General features: G+C 44.3%; 24 protein-coding genes. 20 read left to right on the plus strand and 4 right to left on the minus strand.

The annotated features are described in order from the left end of the window. Positions 1–178: 178 nt before the first annotated feature. The 6 genes from MSG38_RS01215 to MSG38_RS01240 are packed head-to-tail and all read left to right on the plus strand — an operon-like array spanning position 179 to position 5,098. On the plus strand, positions 179–946 hold the full coding sequence (locus MSG38_RS01215) for a DUF3450 domain-containing protein (protein WP_050622345.1): 768 nt from the start codon (positions 179–181) through the stop codon (positions 944–946). After that, positions 946–2,322, plus strand: a complete 1,377-nt coding sequence (locus MSG38_RS01220; RefSeq protein WP_050647179.1) for a MotA/TolQ/ExbB proton channel family protein — start codon at positions 946–948, stop codon at positions 2,320–2,322. The genes MSG38_RS01215 and MSG38_RS01220 overlap by 1 nt, the downstream gene beginning before the upstream one ends. Further along, complete coding sequence (locus MSG38_RS01225) at positions 2,322–2,882, plus strand: MotA/TolQ/ExbB proton channel family protein (RefSeq protein ID WP_004731144.1); 561 nt, start codon at positions 2,322–2,324, stop codon at positions 2,880–2,882. Before MSG38_RS01220 ends, MSG38_RS01225 begins: the two co-directional genes overlap by 1 nt. Next, entirely contained in the window at positions 2,879–3,283 is a 405-nt protein-coding gene (locus tag MSG38_RS01230; protein WP_004731145.1) for a biopolymer transporter ExbD, read from the plus strand. Before MSG38_RS01225 ends, MSG38_RS01230 begins: the two co-directional genes overlap by 4 nt. A gap of 19 nt (positions 3,284–3,302) precedes the next feature. Continuing rightward, the gene (locus MSG38_RS01235; protein WP_048608210.1) at positions 3,303–3,923 is read left to right on the plus strand and encodes an energy transducer TonB; all 621 of its coding nucleotides are present in this window, start codon (positions 3,303–3,305) and stop codon (positions 3,921–3,923) included. Continuing rightward, positions 3,920–5,098: a hypothetical protein gene (locus MSG38_RS01240; RefSeq protein ID WP_248400783.1), complete on the plus strand. Its 1,179-nt coding sequence runs from the start codon at positions 3,920–3,922 to the stop codon at positions 5,096–5,098. The genes MSG38_RS01235 and MSG38_RS01240 overlap by 4 nt, the downstream gene beginning before the upstream one ends. 164 nt (positions 5,099–5,262) lie before the next feature. Here MSG38_RS01240 and MSG38_RS01245 read toward each other — a convergent pair whose 3' ends face one another. Continuing rightward, positions 5,263–5,583, minus strand: a complete 321-nt coding sequence (locus tag MSG38_RS01245; RefSeq protein ID WP_248400784.1) for a hypothetical protein — start codon at positions 5,581–5,583, stop codon at positions 5,263–5,265. A 451-nt stretch (positions 5,584–6,034) separates the two neighbouring features. On the opposite strand from MSG38_RS01245, the gene MSG38_RS01250 reads away from it, so the two are divergent. The 9 genes from MSG38_RS01250 to MSG38_RS01290 all read left to right on the plus strand — a co-directional run bounded on the left by MSG38_RS01250 (position 6,035) and on the right by MSG38_RS01290 (position 12,760). Next, the gene (locus MSG38_RS01250; protein WP_050646237.1) at positions 6,035–6,664 is read left to right on the plus strand and encodes a PepSY-associated TM helix domain-containing protein; all 630 of its coding nucleotides are present in this window, start codon (positions 6,035–6,037) and stop codon (positions 6,662–6,664) included. 97 nt (positions 6,665–6,761) lie between these two features. Then, positions 6,762–7,280, plus strand: a complete 519-nt coding sequence (locus MSG38_RS01255) for a DUF2271 domain-containing protein (protein ID WP_248400785.1) — start codon at positions 6,762–6,764, stop codon at positions 7,278–7,280. Positions 7,281–7,391: 111 nt separating this feature from the next. Further along, positions 7,392–8,228, plus strand: a complete 837-nt coding sequence (locus tag MSG38_RS01260; protein ID WP_052879538.1) for a DUF4198 domain-containing protein — start codon at positions 7,392–7,394, stop codon at positions 8,226–8,228. Positions 8,229–8,344: 116 nt separating this feature from the next. Further along, on the plus strand, positions 8,345–8,680 hold the full coding sequence (locus MSG38_RS01265) for a hypothetical protein (protein WP_052879539.1): 336 nt from the start codon (positions 8,345–8,347) through the stop codon (positions 8,678–8,680). Continuing rightward, the gene (locus tag MSG38_RS01270; protein ID WP_248400786.1) at positions 8,677–9,273 is read left to right on the plus strand and encodes a hypothetical protein; all 597 of its coding nucleotides are present in this window, start codon (positions 8,677–8,679) and stop codon (positions 9,271–9,273) included. Before MSG38_RS01265 ends, MSG38_RS01270 begins: the two co-directional genes overlap by 4 nt. Before the next feature lie 16 nt (positions 9,274–9,289). Beyond that, a complete protein-coding gene (locus tag MSG38_RS01275; protein ID WP_248400787.1) occupies positions 9,290–10,225 on the plus strand; it encodes a zinc ABC transporter substrate-binding protein in 936 nt (311 codons plus the stop codon). Further along, positions 10,225–10,959: a metal ABC transporter ATP-binding protein gene (locus MSG38_RS01280; RefSeq protein WP_248400788.1), complete on the plus strand. Its 735-nt coding sequence runs from the start codon at positions 10,225–10,227 to the stop codon at positions 10,957–10,959. The genes MSG38_RS01275 and MSG38_RS01280 overlap by 1 nt, the downstream gene beginning before the upstream one ends. After that, complete coding sequence (locus tag MSG38_RS01285) at positions 10,959–11,834, plus strand: metal ABC transporter permease (protein WP_065206162.1); 876 nt, start codon at positions 10,959–10,961, stop codon at positions 11,832–11,834. Before MSG38_RS01280 ends, MSG38_RS01285 begins: the two co-directional genes overlap by 1 nt. 2 nt (positions 11,835–11,836) lie before the next feature. Continuing rightward, a complete protein-coding gene (locus tag MSG38_RS01290; RefSeq protein WP_248400789.1) occupies positions 11,837–12,760 on the plus strand; it encodes an ABC transporter substrate-binding protein in 924 nt (307 codons plus the stop codon). Between the two features lie 115 nt (positions 12,761–12,875). Here the strand turns inward: MSG38_RS01290 and MSG38_RS01295 are convergent, their stop codons facing one another. Continuing rightward, positions 12,876–13,085, minus strand: a complete 210-nt coding sequence (locus tag MSG38_RS01295) for a DUF2986 domain-containing protein (protein WP_248400790.1) — start codon at positions 13,083–13,085, stop codon at positions 12,876–12,878. A gap of 97 nt (positions 13,086–13,182) precedes the next feature. Here MSG38_RS01295 and MSG38_RS01300 point away from each other — a divergent pair, with 97 nt between their 5' ends. Together MSG38_RS01300 and MSG38_RS01305 are read left to right on the plus strand one after the other, a co-directional pair. Further along, on the plus strand, positions 13,183–13,698 hold the full coding sequence (locus tag MSG38_RS01300; protein ID WP_248400791.1) for a GNAT family N-acetyltransferase: 516 nt from the start codon (positions 13,183–13,185) through the stop codon (positions 13,696–13,698). A 2-nt stretch (positions 13,699–13,700) separates the two neighbouring features. Then, entirely contained in the window at positions 13,701–14,096 is a 396-nt protein-coding gene (locus tag MSG38_RS01305; RefSeq protein ID WP_248400792.1) for a nitrous oxide-stimulated promoter family protein, read from the plus strand. Between the two features lie 102 nt (positions 14,097–14,198). Here MSG38_RS01305 and MSG38_RS01310 read toward each other — a convergent pair whose 3' ends face one another. Then, the gene (locus MSG38_RS01310; RefSeq protein ID WP_248400793.1) at positions 14,199–15,596 is read right to left on the minus strand and encodes an MATE family efflux transporter; all 1,398 of its coding nucleotides are present in this window, start codon (positions 15,594–15,596) and stop codon (positions 14,199–14,201) included. Positions 15,597–15,646: 50 nt separating this feature from the next. Here MSG38_RS01310 and MSG38_RS01315 point away from each other — a divergent pair, with 50 nt between their 5' ends. From MSG38_RS01315 to MSG38_RS01325, 3 genes are all read left to right on the plus strand, one after another. Then, complete coding sequence (locus tag MSG38_RS01315) at positions 15,647–16,540, plus strand: AraC family transcriptional regulator (protein ID WP_050650368.1); 894 nt, start codon at positions 15,647–15,649, stop codon at positions 16,538–16,540. Positions 16,541–16,688: 148 nt separating this feature from the next. Beyond that, entirely contained in the window at positions 16,689–17,021 is a 333-nt protein-coding gene (locus tag MSG38_RS01320) for a winged helix-turn-helix domain-containing protein (RefSeq protein ID WP_048608241.1), read from the plus strand. Between the two features lie 173 nt (positions 17,022–17,194). Beyond that, a complete protein-coding gene (locus tag MSG38_RS01325; RefSeq protein WP_048608244.1) occupies positions 17,195–17,530 on the plus strand; it encodes a winged helix-turn-helix domain-containing protein in 336 nt (111 codons plus the stop codon). Between the two features lie 151 nt (positions 17,531–17,681). Here the strand turns inward: MSG38_RS01325 and MSG38_RS01330 are convergent, their stop codons facing one another. Beyond that, entirely contained in the window at positions 17,682–18,833 is a 1,152-nt protein-coding gene (locus MSG38_RS01330; RefSeq protein ID WP_029235229.1) for an MFS transporter, read from the minus strand. Positions 18,834–18,917: the final 84 nt, after the last annotated feature.

An 18,917-nucleotide genomic window follows, 5' to 3' on the forward strand; every position in this document is an offset into this window, starting at 1 on the left:
TTTGTTAGTAGGGTACTATTGTTAGCCTAAATACTAAGGGGAAAGTTTCGGCTTTCCCCTTTCGTGATTCTGCTATTCAGTAAAAATATCCCTAGTAATGAGAGTGACTTTTAATGATAATGAGAGTGCTTATCAATAAAATTCATTTGACCTTCTTCTATAGTAAATGACTACAATTATGAATCTTTTAAAAACTAGCCTAGCGCTTGCCATCAGTTTGGTTGCAACGTCTTCTATGGCAAACAGCTTAGATCAAGCTCAATCAATTCAAAACAAGACCAATAACGCGTCGGCTTCGAGCCAAAAGGTTATTGATAAAAGCTCACAAGCGACGTTAATGCTGCAAGCTGAGATTGAGCGTCTGCAAGAAGAAGTGAAAAATCTAGAAATCTATCACGATCACCTTGCTGCATTGGTTGAGAGCCAGAATCAAGAAGCTCAGAGCATTGAAGGGCAGATCGACGAGATCAAATACACACGTCAAGGTGTTGTGCCTTTGATGTACCAGATGATTGATGGCCTTCAGCAGTTAGTTGAGCAAGATGTGCCAATCAGGAAAGAGCAACGTCTAGAAAGAGTTGAAAAGCTGCAAGCAATGATGACTCGTGCTGATGTGAGTGATGCTGAGAAGTATCGTCGTATCTTAGAAGCTTACCAAATCGAGATGGACTACGGCATCAAGCTCGGTGCTTACCAAGGCCGTGTTGCATTGAGCAGCGACAGAACGATTGAAGCAGACGTGTTGCACCTAGGTCGTATCTCTTTGGTGGCTCGTAACTTAAATGGCAGCCAATACTGGTCTTGGAATCAAACACAAAATCAGTGGCAAGAGCTTGATTCTTCAATGAAATCTGAGCTAGATAAAGCTTACGACATTGCAAGCCAACAAGCGGCGCCAAGCCTCATTACTTTACCTGTTTCTTTAACTGTTGCGGAGGTTAAGTAATGAACTTAAAACCATTAGCAGCATTGCTTTGTATTACTTCAATTTCATTTTCTGCTTTCTCAGCTTCTGATACGACTGCTCAGCTAGTTAATAAAGCAAAATCAGAGAGTCGCACTCAAGCTTCTCACAACGTAGTGCGTGAAGCTGATTTCAAAAAGACAGAACAAGAACTGAAAGCGATCAAAGCGCAACTTGAAGCGAAACGTACCTCTATCCAAGGTGCGACAGATGTTCTGACTCAAACCTTCAGTGATAACGAAAACAAGCTTGCTCGCTTAGAAGAGAAGCTGCGTTTAGAAACCGGTAGTTTAGGTGAGCTGTTCGGTGTCGTTCGTCAAAACGCAAAAGAACTCGGCGCAGAGCTTAGCTCAACCGTAAACAGCGTTGATCGCGCTGAACACACTGCAACTGTTGATCAAATCATTGATGCTAAATCACTGCCTTCAATGCCACAGCTGACCGGTTTGTGGATGAGCATGGTTGAACAGATCCAAGCGAGCTCTGAGCTTAGCAAATCTCAAATTGCATTCATCAATGGTGAAGGCAATACACAAACTGTCGACGCTTATCGCTTAGGTTCAATCGGCCTAATAACAGACCAAGGCTATGTTAGCTGGAACACTCAGCGTGAAGATGCGATTGCGTATCTGAAACAACCATCGAATGGTCCAACTTTAGCATCGCTATCTACATTAGCGAATGGCGACGTGTCTAACGTGGTTGTCGATCCTTCTCGTGGGTTCATGCTAGAGCAACTAGCGCTAACACCAAGCCTAACTGATCGCCTTCAAGCGGGTGGTGTGGTTGGTAAAGTGATTCTTGGATTGTTGGCTATAGGCTTAATCATCGCATTAGTTCGTGGTATTTCTTTGGCTATCGCTCGCCAGAAAATTCGCGCTCAACTTAAGAACCCAGAGCAAGCGGGTGATAACCCTCTAGGTCGTGTTCTTGCGGTTTACAATAAAGAGCAAAACCAAACCGTTGAAGCACTAGAGCTACGACTTTTAGAAGCGGTAGTGGATGAGCAGACTCACCTAGAGAAAGGCTTATCGATGCTTAAGCTATTGGCGGCACTTGCTCCAATGTTAGGTCTTCTAGGGACTGTAACCGGCATGATCGAAACATTCCAAGTGATCACACAGTTTGGTAATGGCGACCCTAAAGTGATGGCGGGTGGTATTTCGATGGCGCTGGTAACAACCGTACTTGGTCTTGTTGCAGCAATGCCTCTGCTATTAGCACACAACATTCTTAGCACTCAGGCTGAAAACATTCGCAACATTCTTGAGAAACAAGGTATTGGCCTTGTTGCTGAACAGGCAGAAAAAACGGTTGAATCAAAAGCTGTAGTTTCACCAGTTGGGACTGCTGCGTAATGGATATTTTGTCGGGTTCTCTATTACCAGCGAGTTGGTTAACGAGTGACTGGCTGCTGTCTTTATCAAGCTTTATGGAGCAGGGCGGTTTCGTCCTGTGGTGGCTCGCGGCTGTCGTCCTAGTTTATTGGGTGCTTGTAGTCGAACGTGTGCTTTATCTTGCGTTCTACTTTCCAAAGCAGCGCCAAGCTTGGATTACTAAGTGGCATGAAAGAGAAGATCACTCTTCTTGGCATGCCAAAGCCATTCGTGAAGGTTGGTTGGGGCAAGCGAGTATCTTACTTAACCAAAACTTGAACTTTATTAAGCTGTTAGTCGCTATTTGTCCGATGTTGGGTTTGTTAGGTACCGTCACCGGTATGATCTCTGTTTTTGATGTCATGGCGACTCAAGGAAGCAGTGACCCTAAATTGATGGCCTCAGGTATCTCGTTGGCAACACTGCCAACCATGGCGGGTATGGTTGCTGCATTAGCGGGCATGTTTGTTCACGCTCGTTTAGCGAAAGTGTGTAACCGCTTAGAATTGAAATTAGAAAAATCTTTAAGGAGTCAACGATGAGACTCGGTCGACGTCATTCAAAAAACGAAGAGGCTCAAATAGACCTTACTTCGATGCTTGATATTGTATTTATCATGCTTATTTTCTTTATTGTGACCAGTTCATTTGTTCGTGAATCAGGGGTTGAAGTCAATCGCCCACAAGCGTCTAACGTAGTAAGCCAAAAGGATGCGGGCATCTTTGTTGCGATTACATCTGCGAATGACATCTTCATCGACAAACGTGTTGTTGATGTTGAACGTGTTCAAGCAACGTTAGAACACTTGTTGCTAGAGCAACCTGATGCTTCTTTGGTTATTCAAGCGGATGAACACGCTTACAACGGTACCGTTGTTAAAGTGATGGACGCCGCTAAAGGTGCGGGTGTTAAAAACATCGCGCTTGCTGCTGAAAAGCGATGATCTTGGAGGGTCTTCATAAATGATTCGCCTATTTCTTGCTTTACCGCTAGCGGGTGCATTGGGCTTAGCTCTGTTTTCTTTTATGGCTTGGATGGTCGATAATGGCCATCAACGTTCACCAGACAACAGTGAGACGTTAAGTTTCAACATGGTCATGGTGGAACAAGAACAAGAAGTCCAAAGAAGACAACGTGCAGTCCCTGAAAAACCAGAAATGCCAGAGCCGCCACCGGAAGCGCAAACGTCTCAGTCACAAGCTGAAGTTACGCCTCTGAATTCGATGTCTTCACTGCCTTCTTTGGATTTGAATACATCGATTGACGGCCTAGCGATTAACGCTCCGACATTTTCTGATTTTGGGTCAAACCAACAGGCAATGCCTCTGTATCGAGTAGAACCTCGTTACCCAGCTAAAGCGCTGAAGCGTGGCGCTGAAGGCCATGTGATTATGTCTTTTACCATCGATGAAACGGGACGCCCAATTGACATTCAAGTCACTGAAGCAAACCCACGTCGTATGTTTGAACGTGAAGCGATGAGAGCACTTAAAAAATGGAAATATCAACCAAAAGTCGTCGATGGAAAAGCGATAGCTCAGGTTGGTCAAACCGTGAAACTAGAGTTTAAGTTGGCAAAATGATGAAACAGATATGGATATTAGTGGGCTTGCTGTTAATGCCCCTTACAACACAAGCACAAGAGCTATCTCAATATACTGCCATTCGTGTTCAAAAGGCGCATAAGCTTGCTCAAGATGAACAGGTTAAACAGGCGATTGATGTACTTGCTGGTTTGGAGCTTTCTAAGGGTTACGACAAAGCATACGTAGCTCGTATGCTGGGTGTGTTTTACTGGCAAGATGGCAAAACTGACGCGGCGATTAAGCAGCTCACTTATGCCGTCGATACGAATTTGTTAGTCGATGAGCAAGCTTGGATAACGAAGCGCATGCTGGCTGATTTGTTGTTGAACGTTCAGCAGTTTAAAAACGCGCTTCCGCACTACTACGAGTTAGTGAAAACAGCACCTGAAAAGGAAAAGAAAGACACGCTTTGGATGCGAATTGCACAAGCTGAATACCAAATTGAAAACTGGTCGAAAGTACTAGTGGCCATCGGTAATCACGACAAGTTCAATTCAAAACCAGAGTTATCACCTCTATCGCTAAAACTGGGCGCACAGCTTCAGCTAAAGCAGTGGAAACAGTCTATTCCTACATTGGAAAGCCTGATTGAACTTCAACCAGAGAAAGATAACTGGTGGCGTCAACTTGTGGGTATTCAGTTAAGACTAGAACGTAATCGTGATGCATTGAACACGTTAGCACTGGCTGATCTACAAGGTGTTGAGCTGAAGAACTCAGATCGCCGTTTGTTAGCGCAGCTTTACGCGAAACGTGGAATTCCAGAGCGCGCAGCACAAGAAATCAGTAAGCTAGATGATGCGAACAGCGACGTTCAACTTCTAGCAGAGCAAGCAACCTACTGGCAGCTAGCGAAAGAGTGGGACAATGCGATTGAAGTGTGGACGTTAGCGTCTAAAAAAGACACTCAGTATCATTGGAATGTGGCTCAACTATTGGTTCAGCAAGGTTACTACGACCGAGCTCTGGTTGTTTTAGATAAAGTGAAAGACAAAAACAAACAAGCCGATGTTGCGTTAGCGAAAGTGCGTTCATGGTACAAGCTAAAGAATCTTGATAACGCCCTTGCTCAAGCCAAGCGTGCGAACAACATTGAACCCTCTTCTGAAGCAAAAGGCTGGATTAAGTATCTGACTCAGCTAAGAACTGTGAGTGATAACGGAAACGTCTAACTGCTTAATAGTAAACAGAAGACAAGAAACAGCACACAAGAAATAAGATAAGCAAAAGGGTGTCATTTGATCGTTCAAATGACACCCTTTTTCAATTTATCTCGTAATTTGTCTCATAATTTAGTCGGCTAGAGTCCATCTAGTTTTGTTATAGGATTAATCGATTACGGATCGCACATCGCCCCACTAGACGTTGCACTTTTAATTATTCCATTGCTGTCAGCGATCCAGTTAATAGTGCAGTCACGATAAGGGTTCTTAAAGGCATGTAAAGTGTAACCATTGTCTAATGGTTTCTTTGTCTCAACCCAAGCATAGTTTCGAGACGCCCAAAAGCTAATAGGGCGTGAGCGTTCGGTTAGATACTGCTCTTGTGCATCGGTTATGTCTGAGCCGATGTATTCTTGGACGTGCTCTTCTGTGTTGCTCATTTGGCTACTGCACGCTGTTACGAGCGCTGTAAAAGCCAAAACAATAATACGCATTTCAAAATCCCTTTAAGCCTTATTAGCTATCGTTAAATCGGTTATTAGTCTGTATTTAACAAACCGCATCAACCGAAGAGTCCGCCGTTTGTGTATGATCTTCAAAATGTTTCAAAGATCAAATAGCCCCAAAGGTTAATAGTCACGAAGCTTAAATAGTCCCAACTTTCATTCCTTAAAGCCACAACTGCTACCTTAAACCAACCTCAATCAAGCATGTTGATATTGAGATTTTTTGAGGTTTGACCTTACTATCGATGACCTCAAATACAAGCTATCCATTCCCTTTAGTACAAGTTAGCAAGAATATGCATACAGTTCGATTACTTCCCATGTAATGTTATGTAAATTTCCTTACGCCGCTCGGCAAACGTAAACAATGTAAATTGAATGCCAATACGAATGATTATCAACTAAATTGACGCCATAAAATTTATAGGTATTGGTTTGTATGTCGTTAAAAAGTAGGGCGGTTCAATCATGGGCTCGTCGACTTCATGTTTATATTTCAATGGCACTTCTGTTCGTTGTTCTTTTCTTCTCAGTGACAGGTATCACCCTGAATCGACCTGAGTTATTTGAGTCAAGCCAACCTAATATCCAACGCTCTACTTTAGAGCTTCCTACGAGTTTGTTCACGATCCAAGACGGGCGATTAAAAGCCGACGAAAGTGCCTTCGAAACATTTCTGTTTGAAGAGGCTAATTTGTCTGGCGTTCCTTCTGGTTTAGACATCTACGCCGAAATTGAAGACGGTGAGTTGCTGATCGGTGAAGTGTCCATGGACTTTAAAGGACCAGGTTACAACGCGTCTGTATTTGTTGACGTGGCATCTGAAATGGTCGAGGTCGAAACCACGAACTACGGCGCGATTGCACTGTTGAACGACCTACACAAAGGCCGTAACAGCGGTGAGGTGTGGAAATGGTTCATCGATATCACAGCACTACTGATGGTCTTCTTTGTACTTACCGGCGTGTGCTTACTGTTACCTAAGAAAAAAACACTCAATACCTCCATTAAATGGACGGTATTTGGGTCTGCAATCTCACTTGCTATCTATTTTGTCGCCGTACCTTAACCCTTAATTAGCTTCATGAATCAGGTTTATGAGTCGGTTTGATGAATCAGCTTGAAGAACGAATTAAAGGTTAAACGGATTTAAAAGGTTGTTAAACATGAAAAAAATAAACTGGAGCAAGGCGCTTCTTGCTTTATCTCTTTTGCCAAGCCTAGGTATGGCACAAGCGATTCCTGATACGGCCAAACTTGATGTGAGCTTCGAGCTTCCAAAGATTGATACCTCTATGTATGCGCGTCCTTATGTGGCGGTGTGGGTAGAGAACAGCGAACGAAAATCAGTGAAAACCATTGAACTTTGGGTCGGTAAAGATGAATGGCTGAAAGATCTACGCAGCTGGTGGAGAAAAGTTGGACGTTACGATCGCGAACTCGTTGACGCCGTGACATCCGCAACGCGTCCTGCTGGCAAGTACCGCTTTGTTTGGGATGGTAAGAGCGATGACGGTCAAGATCTAGAGCAAGGCGAATACACGGTTCATATCGAAGTGGTTCGTGAACACGGAGGCCGTAACTATCTTCGTCAAAAAGTATCACTCACAGATTCAAACGCTTCTTATCAGCTAAAGGCAACAGAAGAGACGGGTGAAATCACACTGAATTACGTAGCTAAATAGACAATGCAGCAGTGAACGCCGATTGGTTTAAGAATCAGAACAGAATCGATAGTAGTCATCGTAGGCTCAGATTGAGCGACACGGCTAAAAATTATAAATAATGGAATGAACATGATGAAACAGACAAAAATAAAGGCACTTGCTCTAGCGGGTGTTATGGCGTTCGGCCTAGCGGCTACGACAACAGCACAAGCGCACCCACGCTGGATTTTGCCATCGCACTTTACCGTATCGAAAGAAGGCGGTGATTGGCTAACGTTCGACGTGACTGCGTCTCACGGTACGTTTGTTTTTGATAAGCCTGCAGGCAGTGAAAATGCACATGTCATCATGCCTGATGGCCGTAGCGAGCGTCCTAACTTTGTTGTTCGTGGCAAACGTCGTTCAATCTTCGATTTCTACTTTGAAGAAGAAGGCACACACAAAGTTGCGATTAACAACCAGCCATCTTACTACACACAGTACAAAGCGGGCCGTCGTGACACTGTGAAATGGATCAAAGCAAACAAAGCGGAACGTGACTCTATACTTCCTGAAAAGTCACGTGACGTGGTAACACAAATCAGCTTCACTCGCGCTGAAAGCTACATCACAGTAGGTAAGCCAACGGATTCAGTATTCAAAATTGAAGGAAAGCTTCTAGAAATGAAGCCTGTGACACACCCTTCAGACATTGTTGAAGGCGAACCAGTCACGTTCCAATTCTTCTACAACGGTGAAATTCAAAAAGACGTGAAAGCTGAGATCACTCGTGAAGGCACGCTTTACCGCAACCACCAAGAACAGATTGATGTAGTGAGCGACGAGAACGGCGAAATCACGTTCACTCCAGATGTAGCGGGTCGTTACGTAATGAAAGCGAACTACAAAGGTGAGTTGATTGACAACCCACTGGCAGACAAAGCAAGCGCGAACGTTCACCTAACGTTCGAAGCACTGCTTCAATAATCTGTGATGTCGGGGCTAGATCCCTGATTAAGCAACCAAAAAACTAAAGGGCTCATTTGAGCCCTTTATCGCTCAGTTTACTACTGAGAATTTTCACTGTGGCTAGGGTACGAACCATGACAATAAAAACAAAACTTAACACATTAATGACTCCTTGCTTGGCTCTGGGACTTGGTTTCGCTGCATTACCTGCGCAAGCACACTTTCCATTGATGAGCTGCTGGTTTGAAGGCAAAACTGTGGCCTGCGAAGCGGGCTATTCAGACGGCAGTAAAGCGATTGATTACGCGGTTGAGATGTACGACTACGAAGACAACTTGATTGCAAAAGAGATGACAGATAAGCGCTCGATCGTTGAGTTTCCAAATCCAGACACTGAGTTCTACCTTGTGTTTGATTCTGGCCACGAGTTTCCTGTTGAAGTAGACGTTGTTGAGATCAGCGAGAAATGATGATTCAAGGTGTACGTGCTGACACGGGCGGCAGAGAAGGCAAATGGGTAGGGCTGATCATTGTGTTCATTCTGAGCTTTGCCTCGGTTGCTATCCCATTTCATCAAGCAGAATCGCATATCGAAGCGGTACTTGATCATCAAATCTTAGTGACTGATGTCGAGCAAGAAAACTTGGCGATGTTATCAGAGCTGCGTTTGGCTCATGAAGAGATTCGCGACCTTCGTATGGACTCTGACGGCGAATGGCCGAGTGTCGCGTCACTTAAAGATGAATGGGTTGCCCCGTTTGTAGATGATCAGAGTTGGAAGCGCAAAGGCTCTCATACTTGGTTATTGGACGAGCGTGGTTATTACTTTTCTACGCCAAGTGAAGATACTGCACCAAGTGAACAAGCTACGCCAACCGAACACGGCTTCGCTGATTCCTTTATTTTGAACGCGAACAGCGTTTCTCCTGAAATCTGGATTTACCTGGGTGGCGTAGCAAGTCAACCGACTAATTTTGATGAGAACACACTCGAATCTGCTGGCTGGAAAATGGTCGTCAATGAATCAGAAATTGAACAGCATCATGAAATCGATGCTCACTAATAATAAGAGAATTACTATGCGAATTATGACTCTATTGGTGTCGTTATTAGCGGTGTTAATGACACCCAATGCATTGGCAAAAGAATACAAGATCGACAGCAATAAGCTGACGATTGGCATAACCCTTCAGCCTTATTACAGCTACGTAAAAGCCGTGGTAGGTGACAAAGTGAACATCCTTCCTTTGGTTGATGCTGGCTTTAATCCGCATAATTACTTGCCACAACCGAACGACTTGAAGCGATTGAGCCAGATGGACGCTATCGTGGTAAACGGTATTGGCCATGACGACTTCGCACTAAAAGTAATCTCAGCTGCGCAACGTGATGACTTAGTGGTGATCGAAGCGAACAAAGAAGTGCCTTTACTTCCAGCATTAGGCCAGTCTGTGGGTCAAGGCGCGGTGAATCCGCACACGTTTGTTGGACTTTCGACAACAATTCAAAAGGTTTACACCATTGCGAGTGAAGTCTCTAAGCTCGACCCAGACAACGCGGCTTTTTATCGTAAGAATGCACGTAAATACGCAAAGCAATTTCGCTTTATGAAGCGCGATGCGATGTTGTCATTAGGTGAGCTAGATACATCAGGTATGAAGGTAGCGACCACGCACAATGCTTATGGCTATATTTTGCAAGAGTTTGGTGTGGATGTTGCGGCGGTGATTGAGCCTGCACACGGTGTTGAACCAAGTGCGAGCCAGCTGCAAGAGACGATCGAAAAGATCCGCGCATCGGGCATTGATGTTCTGTTCTACGAGCTAAACATGCCAAACCGTTTTGTTGACACGATTGAAGCGGAAACAGGTGTTCAGCTTTACCGTTTTTCTCACATGACGCACGGCGAATATGAAGACGATAAAGTCGAAGTTGAGATGAAAAAGAACCTAGAGACGTTAATCGAAGCCATGAAATTTGCGGCGGCGAACCAAGCTAAAAGCGGGAACGCATAATGTTAGGTCCATCGATTTCAATCAATCAACTTGGTCTGCAATACGACAACAACGTCATTCTTGACGAAATTTCACTAGAACTTAAAGCGGGTGATTGCCATGTAATCATGGGGCCAAACGGCGGTGGTAAAACCTCTCTGCTACGCTCCGTTCTTGGTTTGACGCCTTTCTCTGGTCAAATCAATATTCATTGGCCAGAAAAGCCAAGCATCGGTTACGTTCCACAAAAAGCGACCTTTGAATCAAGCTTACCTTTGACGGTAATGGATTTTGTATTGCTTAACCAAACTCGAATTCCTCTATTTTGGCGTCGTAAGTCTAAGCAATTGGATCTCGCAATCGCGCAATTGGATCGAGTGGGTATGGCGACACGTAGCGATCGCCGTATGGGGCAGTTGTCGGGTGGTGAGCAACAACGTGTGTTGTTTGCTCAAGCGCTATTGGATAATCCAAGACTACTGGTGTTGGATGAACCTACGACCGGTATGGATGAACAAGGCGTTCGTTATCTTGAATCGCTGATTCGTGAATGTGTTAATGAAGGTCGTACGATTCTTGCGGTTCACCATGATGTCACCGCAGTGCGTCGCCTTGAAGCCAATGTACATGTTGTGAATCGATTCTTGGTGGATAGTGGACCACACGAACAAGTACTACACCCAAGTAAAATCGAGAGCCTATTTCAGCATTACAGCAGTAGCTCTGCGATGGACAAACCGAAGGAGGTTGCGTAATGGATTGGTTACGACAACTTGCCATAAGCGGCGTTGAAGCGGGTTGGCTGTCAGACAGCTTCATGTATGCCTTTATGGTCAATGCTTTGGTTGCAGCGTTACTACTTGGTCCTCTGTTAGGTGGTCTTGGTACTTTGGTGATTGCTAAGCGTCTGGCTTTCTTCTCTGAGGCCGTAGGTCACGCAGCGTTAACTGGTATTGCTATTGGTGTTTTGCTTGGTGAGCCGCCAGAAAATCCAATTATTGGTTTGTTTAGCTTCTGTATGATCTTCGCTCTGCTGCTTCACTTTGTAAGAAACAGGACCAACGTACCATACGATACCTTAGTAGGTGTGTTTCTAGCATTAGCTCTAGCGGTAGGCGCGGCATTGCTGATGTACGTTGCTCGTAAGATCAATATCCACATGCTTGAAAACGTACTGTTTGGCTCGATTCTTACCGTAACAGACCAAGACTTAGCGATTCTCGCAGGTAGTTGCGCGATCATCATCTTGCTCTTGATACCGACATTCAACCGCATTCTCCTGACTTGTATCAGCCCTGATATAGCTAAGGTTCGTGGTTACAACACCAGCTTTTACGATTACTTGTTTGTCATGATGATCACCTTAGTGACAATTGCGGCCGTGAAGATCGTAGGTGCAGTTCTAGTGGGTGCGTTATTGCTGATTCCAGGTGCGACAGCTCGATTGTTAACTAAACGTATGGGGAGCTTTGTTCTCTTGTCGGCATTACTCGCAACCATCGCATGTTTGGTTGGAACTGTGTTGCCTATGGAACTCAAACTGCCAGTGCCATCGGGCGCTTCAATCATCATCGTTTCTGCAACGTTTTTCCTAGCAGCAACGCTATACCGAATTGTAAGAAAGGCGTAATTATGGCTTGTTTAATGAATCGTATCGCTAGCTCAGTAAAAGCAACGGCTCAAGTGAGTGTGCTTGGTAGCGTGTTAATGGCTGGTTCTGTGCTGTCACTGAACGTGAATGCAGAAGATATCCTAACCAGTACACCTGTAACTTATGCATTGGCGACAGAGCTAACCAAAGGCACGGACATTACCACCGAATATCTGCCACCAAAACGCTACGGCATTGATCGTCTGCCAAATTGGTTTGGTACAAAGGGCGCAAGCAAAGTCCTTCAATCAGGAGAAAAGGCGACCGTAGCATTAACGTTGTCATCCATCTGGCAAGCTGACCCAACTTTTGTTTACGCAAGACAGGGCAATATCCGTTTGGTTGAAGTGGATGCTGCTCAAGCGATCACACCGCGTGCTCAAGGTGTTGCCGCGCTGACGTTATCAAATGGCGTTGTGTCTAAATACGCATGGTTAAACCCAACCAACTTAACGCGCATGGCGGTGATTGTTGCTGATGACTTTAAGTTATTGTGGCCAGCGCAAGCTGAGACCATTGATAGCAACCTACAGCGTGTAATGCTTGATGTGCGTGAACTGATTAACAAGCAACAAGCAGTCTTACTGGATAACGATGTAGATTCAGTATTGTTGCTTTCAGAAAGCTTGGAAGATTTCGCTTCAGGTACTCAACTGTTTGTTGAAGAACGTATGTTCAAAGCTGAACTGGAATGGACAGAACAAGACAAAGCTAAACTCAAAGCGATGTTTTCAGAAGACGATGCACTATGGTTAGTCACAGCGAAAAAGCCAACGAACTTAATTAAGTCTCTAGTACCTAACGAGCGTATCTTAGTAGTTGATTCCGTTGACCGTTGGGGACGAGCGGGGATTAATGAAAAAGCGCCGTTTGCACGCTGGGAAGTTCGGCCTTTTAAAGGCTAATCAGCGCGATTAAAAATGGTAGGATCAAAAAAGCAGCCCATTTAGAGGCTGCTTTTTTTGTTCTTGTCTGTTGGCTCTTGGAAGAGTATCGACAAGAGAACTGCGAGTTTACAACTTACTCTGCAGCTTTTGTATCTTCGGCTTCAACAGTCGCTTCAACTGTGCCTTCAGCTTGCTCTTGAGCGGCTTTAGCCTGTTCTTCAGCTTCCATTTTTGCACGGTCAGCTTTAGAAATGTAGCGAGGCTTGTTGCTACTATGCAGTTTAGAATTCGCCTGTTTCTGCTTCTTTTTTAGAATTTGATTGATTTTTTTCTTACGGTTCATTGCTGCATAGCCTTGTATTTAGTTTAGGCGGTGGAGGATAATCATTTTAGCTCTAGAACTCAATATTTACATGGTATTCAGCAAGGAAAATATCACTATGCAGGCCGTCGAGACCGAACGTTTACGATTAAGAATGATCACGCCTCAAGATGCGGCGTTTATTCAGCGATTATGCAGCTCAGAAGATTTCCTGCGTTACATTGGAGACAAGGAAATCAGCGACACTGACAAGGCAGTTGAATACATCAAAAACAACATTCTTAAGATGCATGAAGAGAAGGGTGTTTGCCTATTGATGGCCGAAATGAAGGGCTCATTAACCCCAATAGGTATTTGCGGATTAATTAAAAGAGATACCTTAGACTCGCATGATATTGGCTATGGCTTTGTTCCTGAGGTGTATGGACAAGGTTTTGCTCAAGAAGCGGCAAAAGCAATAATTGAACAAGCTAAGCAGAATGCTGATATCGATCATTTAGTCGCCATCACTACCTCTGATAACATTCGAAGTATCGCATTACTGAATAAGTTGGGTTTTGTGTTTGAGCGAGTCGAAGACGTATTAAGTGAAAGCGTCAACCTCAACCTGTACGGTTTATCTCTGGGCAATTAATCATGTTTCAACATAACAACCTTCTACAAGGCGAACTCGCAACGGAGTACAAAACCGTGATTGCGATGGTACACATCTACTGTAAAGATCACCACGGTGCAGTGCGTCAGAATAGCGCGTTATGTGAAGAGTGTGATCAACTGTTACGCTATGCCGAAACACGACTTGACCGTTGCCCTTATGGCGAAGCCAAACCGACCTGCAATAAGTGCCCGATCCATTGCTATAAGCCCGATCCTAAAGAGCAGATGCGTGTAGTAATGCGCTATGCTGGGCCAAGAATGTTACTCAAGCATCCGATTTTAGCGATCAGACATTTGATACATGAAAAAAGAAAGGTGCCTGAGAAGCCGTTGCCGAATGTGTCGAACCGTCATATCCGAATGAATAAGAAGTAACTGGCGTTTAAAGTGGTTGCTGAAGAAACGAAAAAGATCTGATTGCTCAGACCTTTTTGATGTAGATACGCTTCTATCTCAGCTTGAATCTAGCCAAGTAGCCTATGCCGCTTGAGGCTCGTCATAGGTCACTGTGAGGTTGTTGATCCAGCGTCGGCTTAGGTAACGATGAGAACAAATTGCCAGTTTCACCACTTCTTCTACCAACATCAAACCATAGATGTATTTGAAATCCCATCCAGCGACAAACGCGCCGTAAACACATACTGGAATACCCACCATCCACATCGCGATGAAATCCATACGCAGGCAGAACGCATTATCACCACCAGCGCGAATAATACCGTTGATGATCACCATGTTCAGCATACGAATCACCACAGCAAAACACATAATGGTCATTGCAGGTGAAGCGAGCGGGTAGAGCGCATCTGTAGAAAGGTTCAGCCATGTTAGAACATGCCCTTTGCCCATAAACAGTAGCAATCCAACGACCGCGCCGAATCCAACGACGGCTTTAATGAAGGTCAGCCCCATACTCATTGCGTCATCAAACTCATCACGGCCTAATGAATGGCCAAGCAACACTGAACACGCTACCGAAATACCAAAGAAAATCGAGTAACACAGCGATTCAAACGGCGCGAGCATAGAGAACACGGCAAGTTCGGTTGTGCCCATGTGGCCGAAGATCATTTGGTACGCCATAGTGCCCATTGCCCATAACACCGCATTCATCGTTAGTGGCAAAGCAATACGACGGTAAGACAACCATAATGACGGACGATGTGGTGAGCTAGGCGTGGTTAACAACCAGTGTTTACGCATGCGCATGTAGCCGTACATCAAGCCCACTTGAATTGCGCGAGCGAGTGTCGTCGCCAGTGCTGCACCTGCTACGCCCATAGCAGGAATACCAAAAGCACCTTTGATTAGAACGAAGTTAAGTGCAATGTTGAGTGCAATGGTCACCGCGCCTAATAGTAGTGGGGTTACGGTGTCACCTGATGAGCGCATGCTTGCTTCTACCACGACAACAATGTGAGTCAGAAGTAGAACTGGGAAGCCATACCATAGGTAAGTCGCGCCAAGTTCAATCACGGTTTGATCGCTGGTTTGCAACATCATTAAAAACTGAGAACCAAGAGTGATGATTGCAGTAACAGGCAACAGAACTTTTAAACCAAACACCATCGCGATAGATGATACTGTTCGCGCGCTTTTTCGGTCATTCTTTCCCCAGTATTGAGCAACTAATGTTCCGTTTGCTGAGGCCAACCCTGCCATAATCATAATAGCAACGAAGTGCCATTTTGATGCAATTCCCACAGCCGCAGCTGCTTCCATACCATAATCACTGACCATTAATACGTCAGCAAGGGCAAGAATAGCGACAAGCGCACTTTGCAAAGCAACAGGCAAACCCAGTTTAACGATACGAGGTAAGATGCTCTCTGGCTTGTTATTCATAGATGAGTTAGGGTTGATGTTAGTTGTCATAAGCTCTCCGATTTATGGCAGAACTATAGTGATTTGAGCGAAGTAACAACATGTTTAAAAAACAACAAAACCTGTGCGAATCCGTCATTGATTCAATGAGACCAAAATCAACGTGGCATGATGATGTTTTTCTCGCTGAACAGTGCAAAGAACGTTTTTTGACCGTTGAAGATATTCCAGAGATGAAAAGCTTTGGTGTCTATATGGGTGGCATGGCGAAGCTATATGATGGCTACTGGGTTGAGCGCGAATCCGTTAATGTTCATACGTTGATTTTTACTATGGAAGGTGGCGGCATTCTAACAACCGCTACATCGGTCCAAGCGATTACGCCTTATACACTCGTGGTGCTTCCTGCTGAAACCCCATTTCGTTTTGAACTCGATCCTCAATATAATTATTGGAAAATGGCGTGGATGTTGACGCCTGACACTAAGCAGTGGCAGCACATAGCAAGTTTAGGACAGGGGATTGTGCCTTTTGGAGAGTGTGAGCAGATCTGGTCATTAATGAACTTGGTTTACTTTGAGATAGGCGGCAGAGCCAGTTACCGTAAGTTACTCTTGAGCGAAATTATCCGAACATTAACAGGGTTTGAGCCTAAGTCGACCAGTACCACAGCACGTGTTCAAGCGCTCTATAATGAGATTGAAAGTAGTCTGCACCAGCCATGGACCGTCGCTGGCATGGCACAAAGGGTGTTTATCAGCGAAGAGCAACTTAATCGAGTCACCAAGACGCTATTCGACCTATCACCACGCAGCAAATTGATTCAGTTGAGAATGGATAAAGCCACCAGTTTGTTGAAGCAGCAAGATTGGTCAGTCTCTATGATTGCTAATCGCTTAGGCTACAAAGATCCCTATAACTTTTCGCATCGTTTCAAAAAGCATTTCGGTTTGTCACCCAGTCAATATCGAAAGAGCCATCGACTTCCTGGTTAGCCTTACATGTTTCCTCGATCAATTACGCAAGATCAAACTTTTCAGTAATATTACTGTATTGAGCTATCTATCAATTTAGTATTTTTGCTCTATTCGATAGTATTGGAAATATCTCAGAAGACGACTGCTTATGCAACATGAGGAATTAATGCAACAAGTTATCAGCGAGACGGATGATTTAGATCTCCCGTCAAAGCTCATTTTAAACAACAAAGAGTTTCGTTCAGGCACTAAAATCGTACGTAAGCAGGGCTGTGGTTCGATTGTAGGAACGCTTTCAGGGCCTCACCGTAAAGTACTTTTTTATCTTTACCAGAACAAAGGCCAAGTAGTCAGTAAGCAAATTTTGAAGCGTGTAGGTTGGGCCGGTAAAGCGGTGACATGTGCTTCTGTATTGGTGGCTATTTACGAGATCAGAAGAGTTCTTGATTGTCGTTGTATTCAAACCGTTTCCAACGAAGGGTATGTTATGGCGGACTAAATAATCCTCTATTTATATCCTGTTAATATCTTAATAATAAAAATTTAATCTCTTTACCGTACGAATTCCATTGATTATCGTCAAATCTAAAACGTCCAGTTATAAGCGACGTTATATAAATACGACTGAATCTGACTTTGTCGCTGGCTATATAGTAAGGGAATGATATAAAAATGGACTCCTATCCTGTAATAGAAACGAACCACTCTGAAAACAACGTAATACTTGAATTAAACGGTAAAATTGTTGAACTCAACACCAAACTTATTCGCAATGTAGAGAATGGCTACGTACTGGCTACCATGCCTTTGGCGTACCGAAAGATCATTTTATTTATGAATCGACATCGAGGTGAATTGTTCAGTGTTGGTCAATTAAAGAAGATTGGCTGGGAAAGTGAAAAAGTAACTAACTCTTCGGTGATTGTTGCGATATCTGAAATAAGATCATTATTCGGAGATGGACTAATCATTACCATTACTGGTGAAGGTTACGTATTTCAACCTTAACGTTCAGAGGTAATCGATTTTATTTTCTGATTGTTGATGTTTATTGTCGTTATTTCCTCCAGACGACATAAACAATAAGGGCCCTTCGTTTAGATATAAAAACTTAACTCGGAGCCCTAATGACACGCATCTGGTGTCTGTCTATTTAAGCTTACTCGCCTGCAATCTGTAGGTGAGAGCGCTTTAGGCTAGCAATCAACATGTAGATCGTTGTAGCAAGCAGAGACGCGAACAGGTATGTGAACAATCCTGCTTGTGAATCCATAAAGCTGTCTGCAACGATTGGTCCCGCAACAGAACCGATGCTGTAGCAAAGTAGCATGATTTGAGTCACTGACACCAAGTAGCTTGGGTCAAGGTTACGGCAACCTAAGTTAATCGCGATTGGGTATAGCGCAAATGTCGCCATGCCTAATACGAACAAGCTCATGCCTAGTACGTAGAAATCGTGATTGATAGTCAGCACACCAATGCTTGCAACCCCTAGCAAGCAGAACAGAGCCATTAATAACACTTGTCCTACGTGGTGAGATAACCAAGTCACCATAGGCTGTACAGCCATGCCACCCATGATAACCAAAGCCATCAAACCACCAATGTCTTCGTGTGCAATGTTACGTTGAGCAAGTTCAACTGGCATCAAACCGTAAATCGCACCTAGCGTTAATCCAGACACAATGCAGCCAATTAGTGCGCTGTGGCTTAATTTGCTGATCTGCTTTAAAGACAAAGATTGCGCATCGTGGATCTGTGGTGGTGTTGCTTGTCCGTACATCAACACAATGATCGCACCAAACAAAAGAGTGAACATTGCGATGAAAGGTACGCCACCAGTAATACCTAAGTAACCGATACCAAGCTGACCAACTGCAGAACCGCCGTACAGTGAACACATGTAGATAGCGAGGCGTTTTGCGCGTTGTGACTCGTCACCGCTCATTAGCCAAGACTCTACAATCACGAAGATACCTGCAACCGCTACACCAGCTACAAAGCGAGCTAATAGCCATACTGCTTGATGTGGGATCAATGGCAATACAAGGATCGTTGCGATGAATACACTCAATGCGATGACAAACGCGTCTTTGTGACCAACACGCGCAATGGCACGTTCAATCAATAATGTACCAGCCAGTAGACCTGCATAGAATGCACTCGCCAACCAACTCGATAGATCTTTGTCTAAGCCATACTCAGACAGCATTAATGGTAATGAACTCATTAAGTAGCCTGAAGCGATCGCGTAAAAAGACAATGCAATAACAGGAACCGTTATGCGAGTTGTTGGTTGGATGTTGTCCAATGCAGGAGCCTCTGATAGTAAAAGAAACGATGAATTTTCCGCGACTATGGGGGAGAAACTGAATTGGGTAAAACGAATAAAAAT

It is taken from the genome of Vibrio sp. 1CM24A, from assembly GCF_023161725.1.
Classification (GTDB): Bacteria; Pseudomonadota; Gammaproteobacteria; order Enterobacterales; family Vibrionaceae; genus Vibrio; species Vibrio coralliirubri.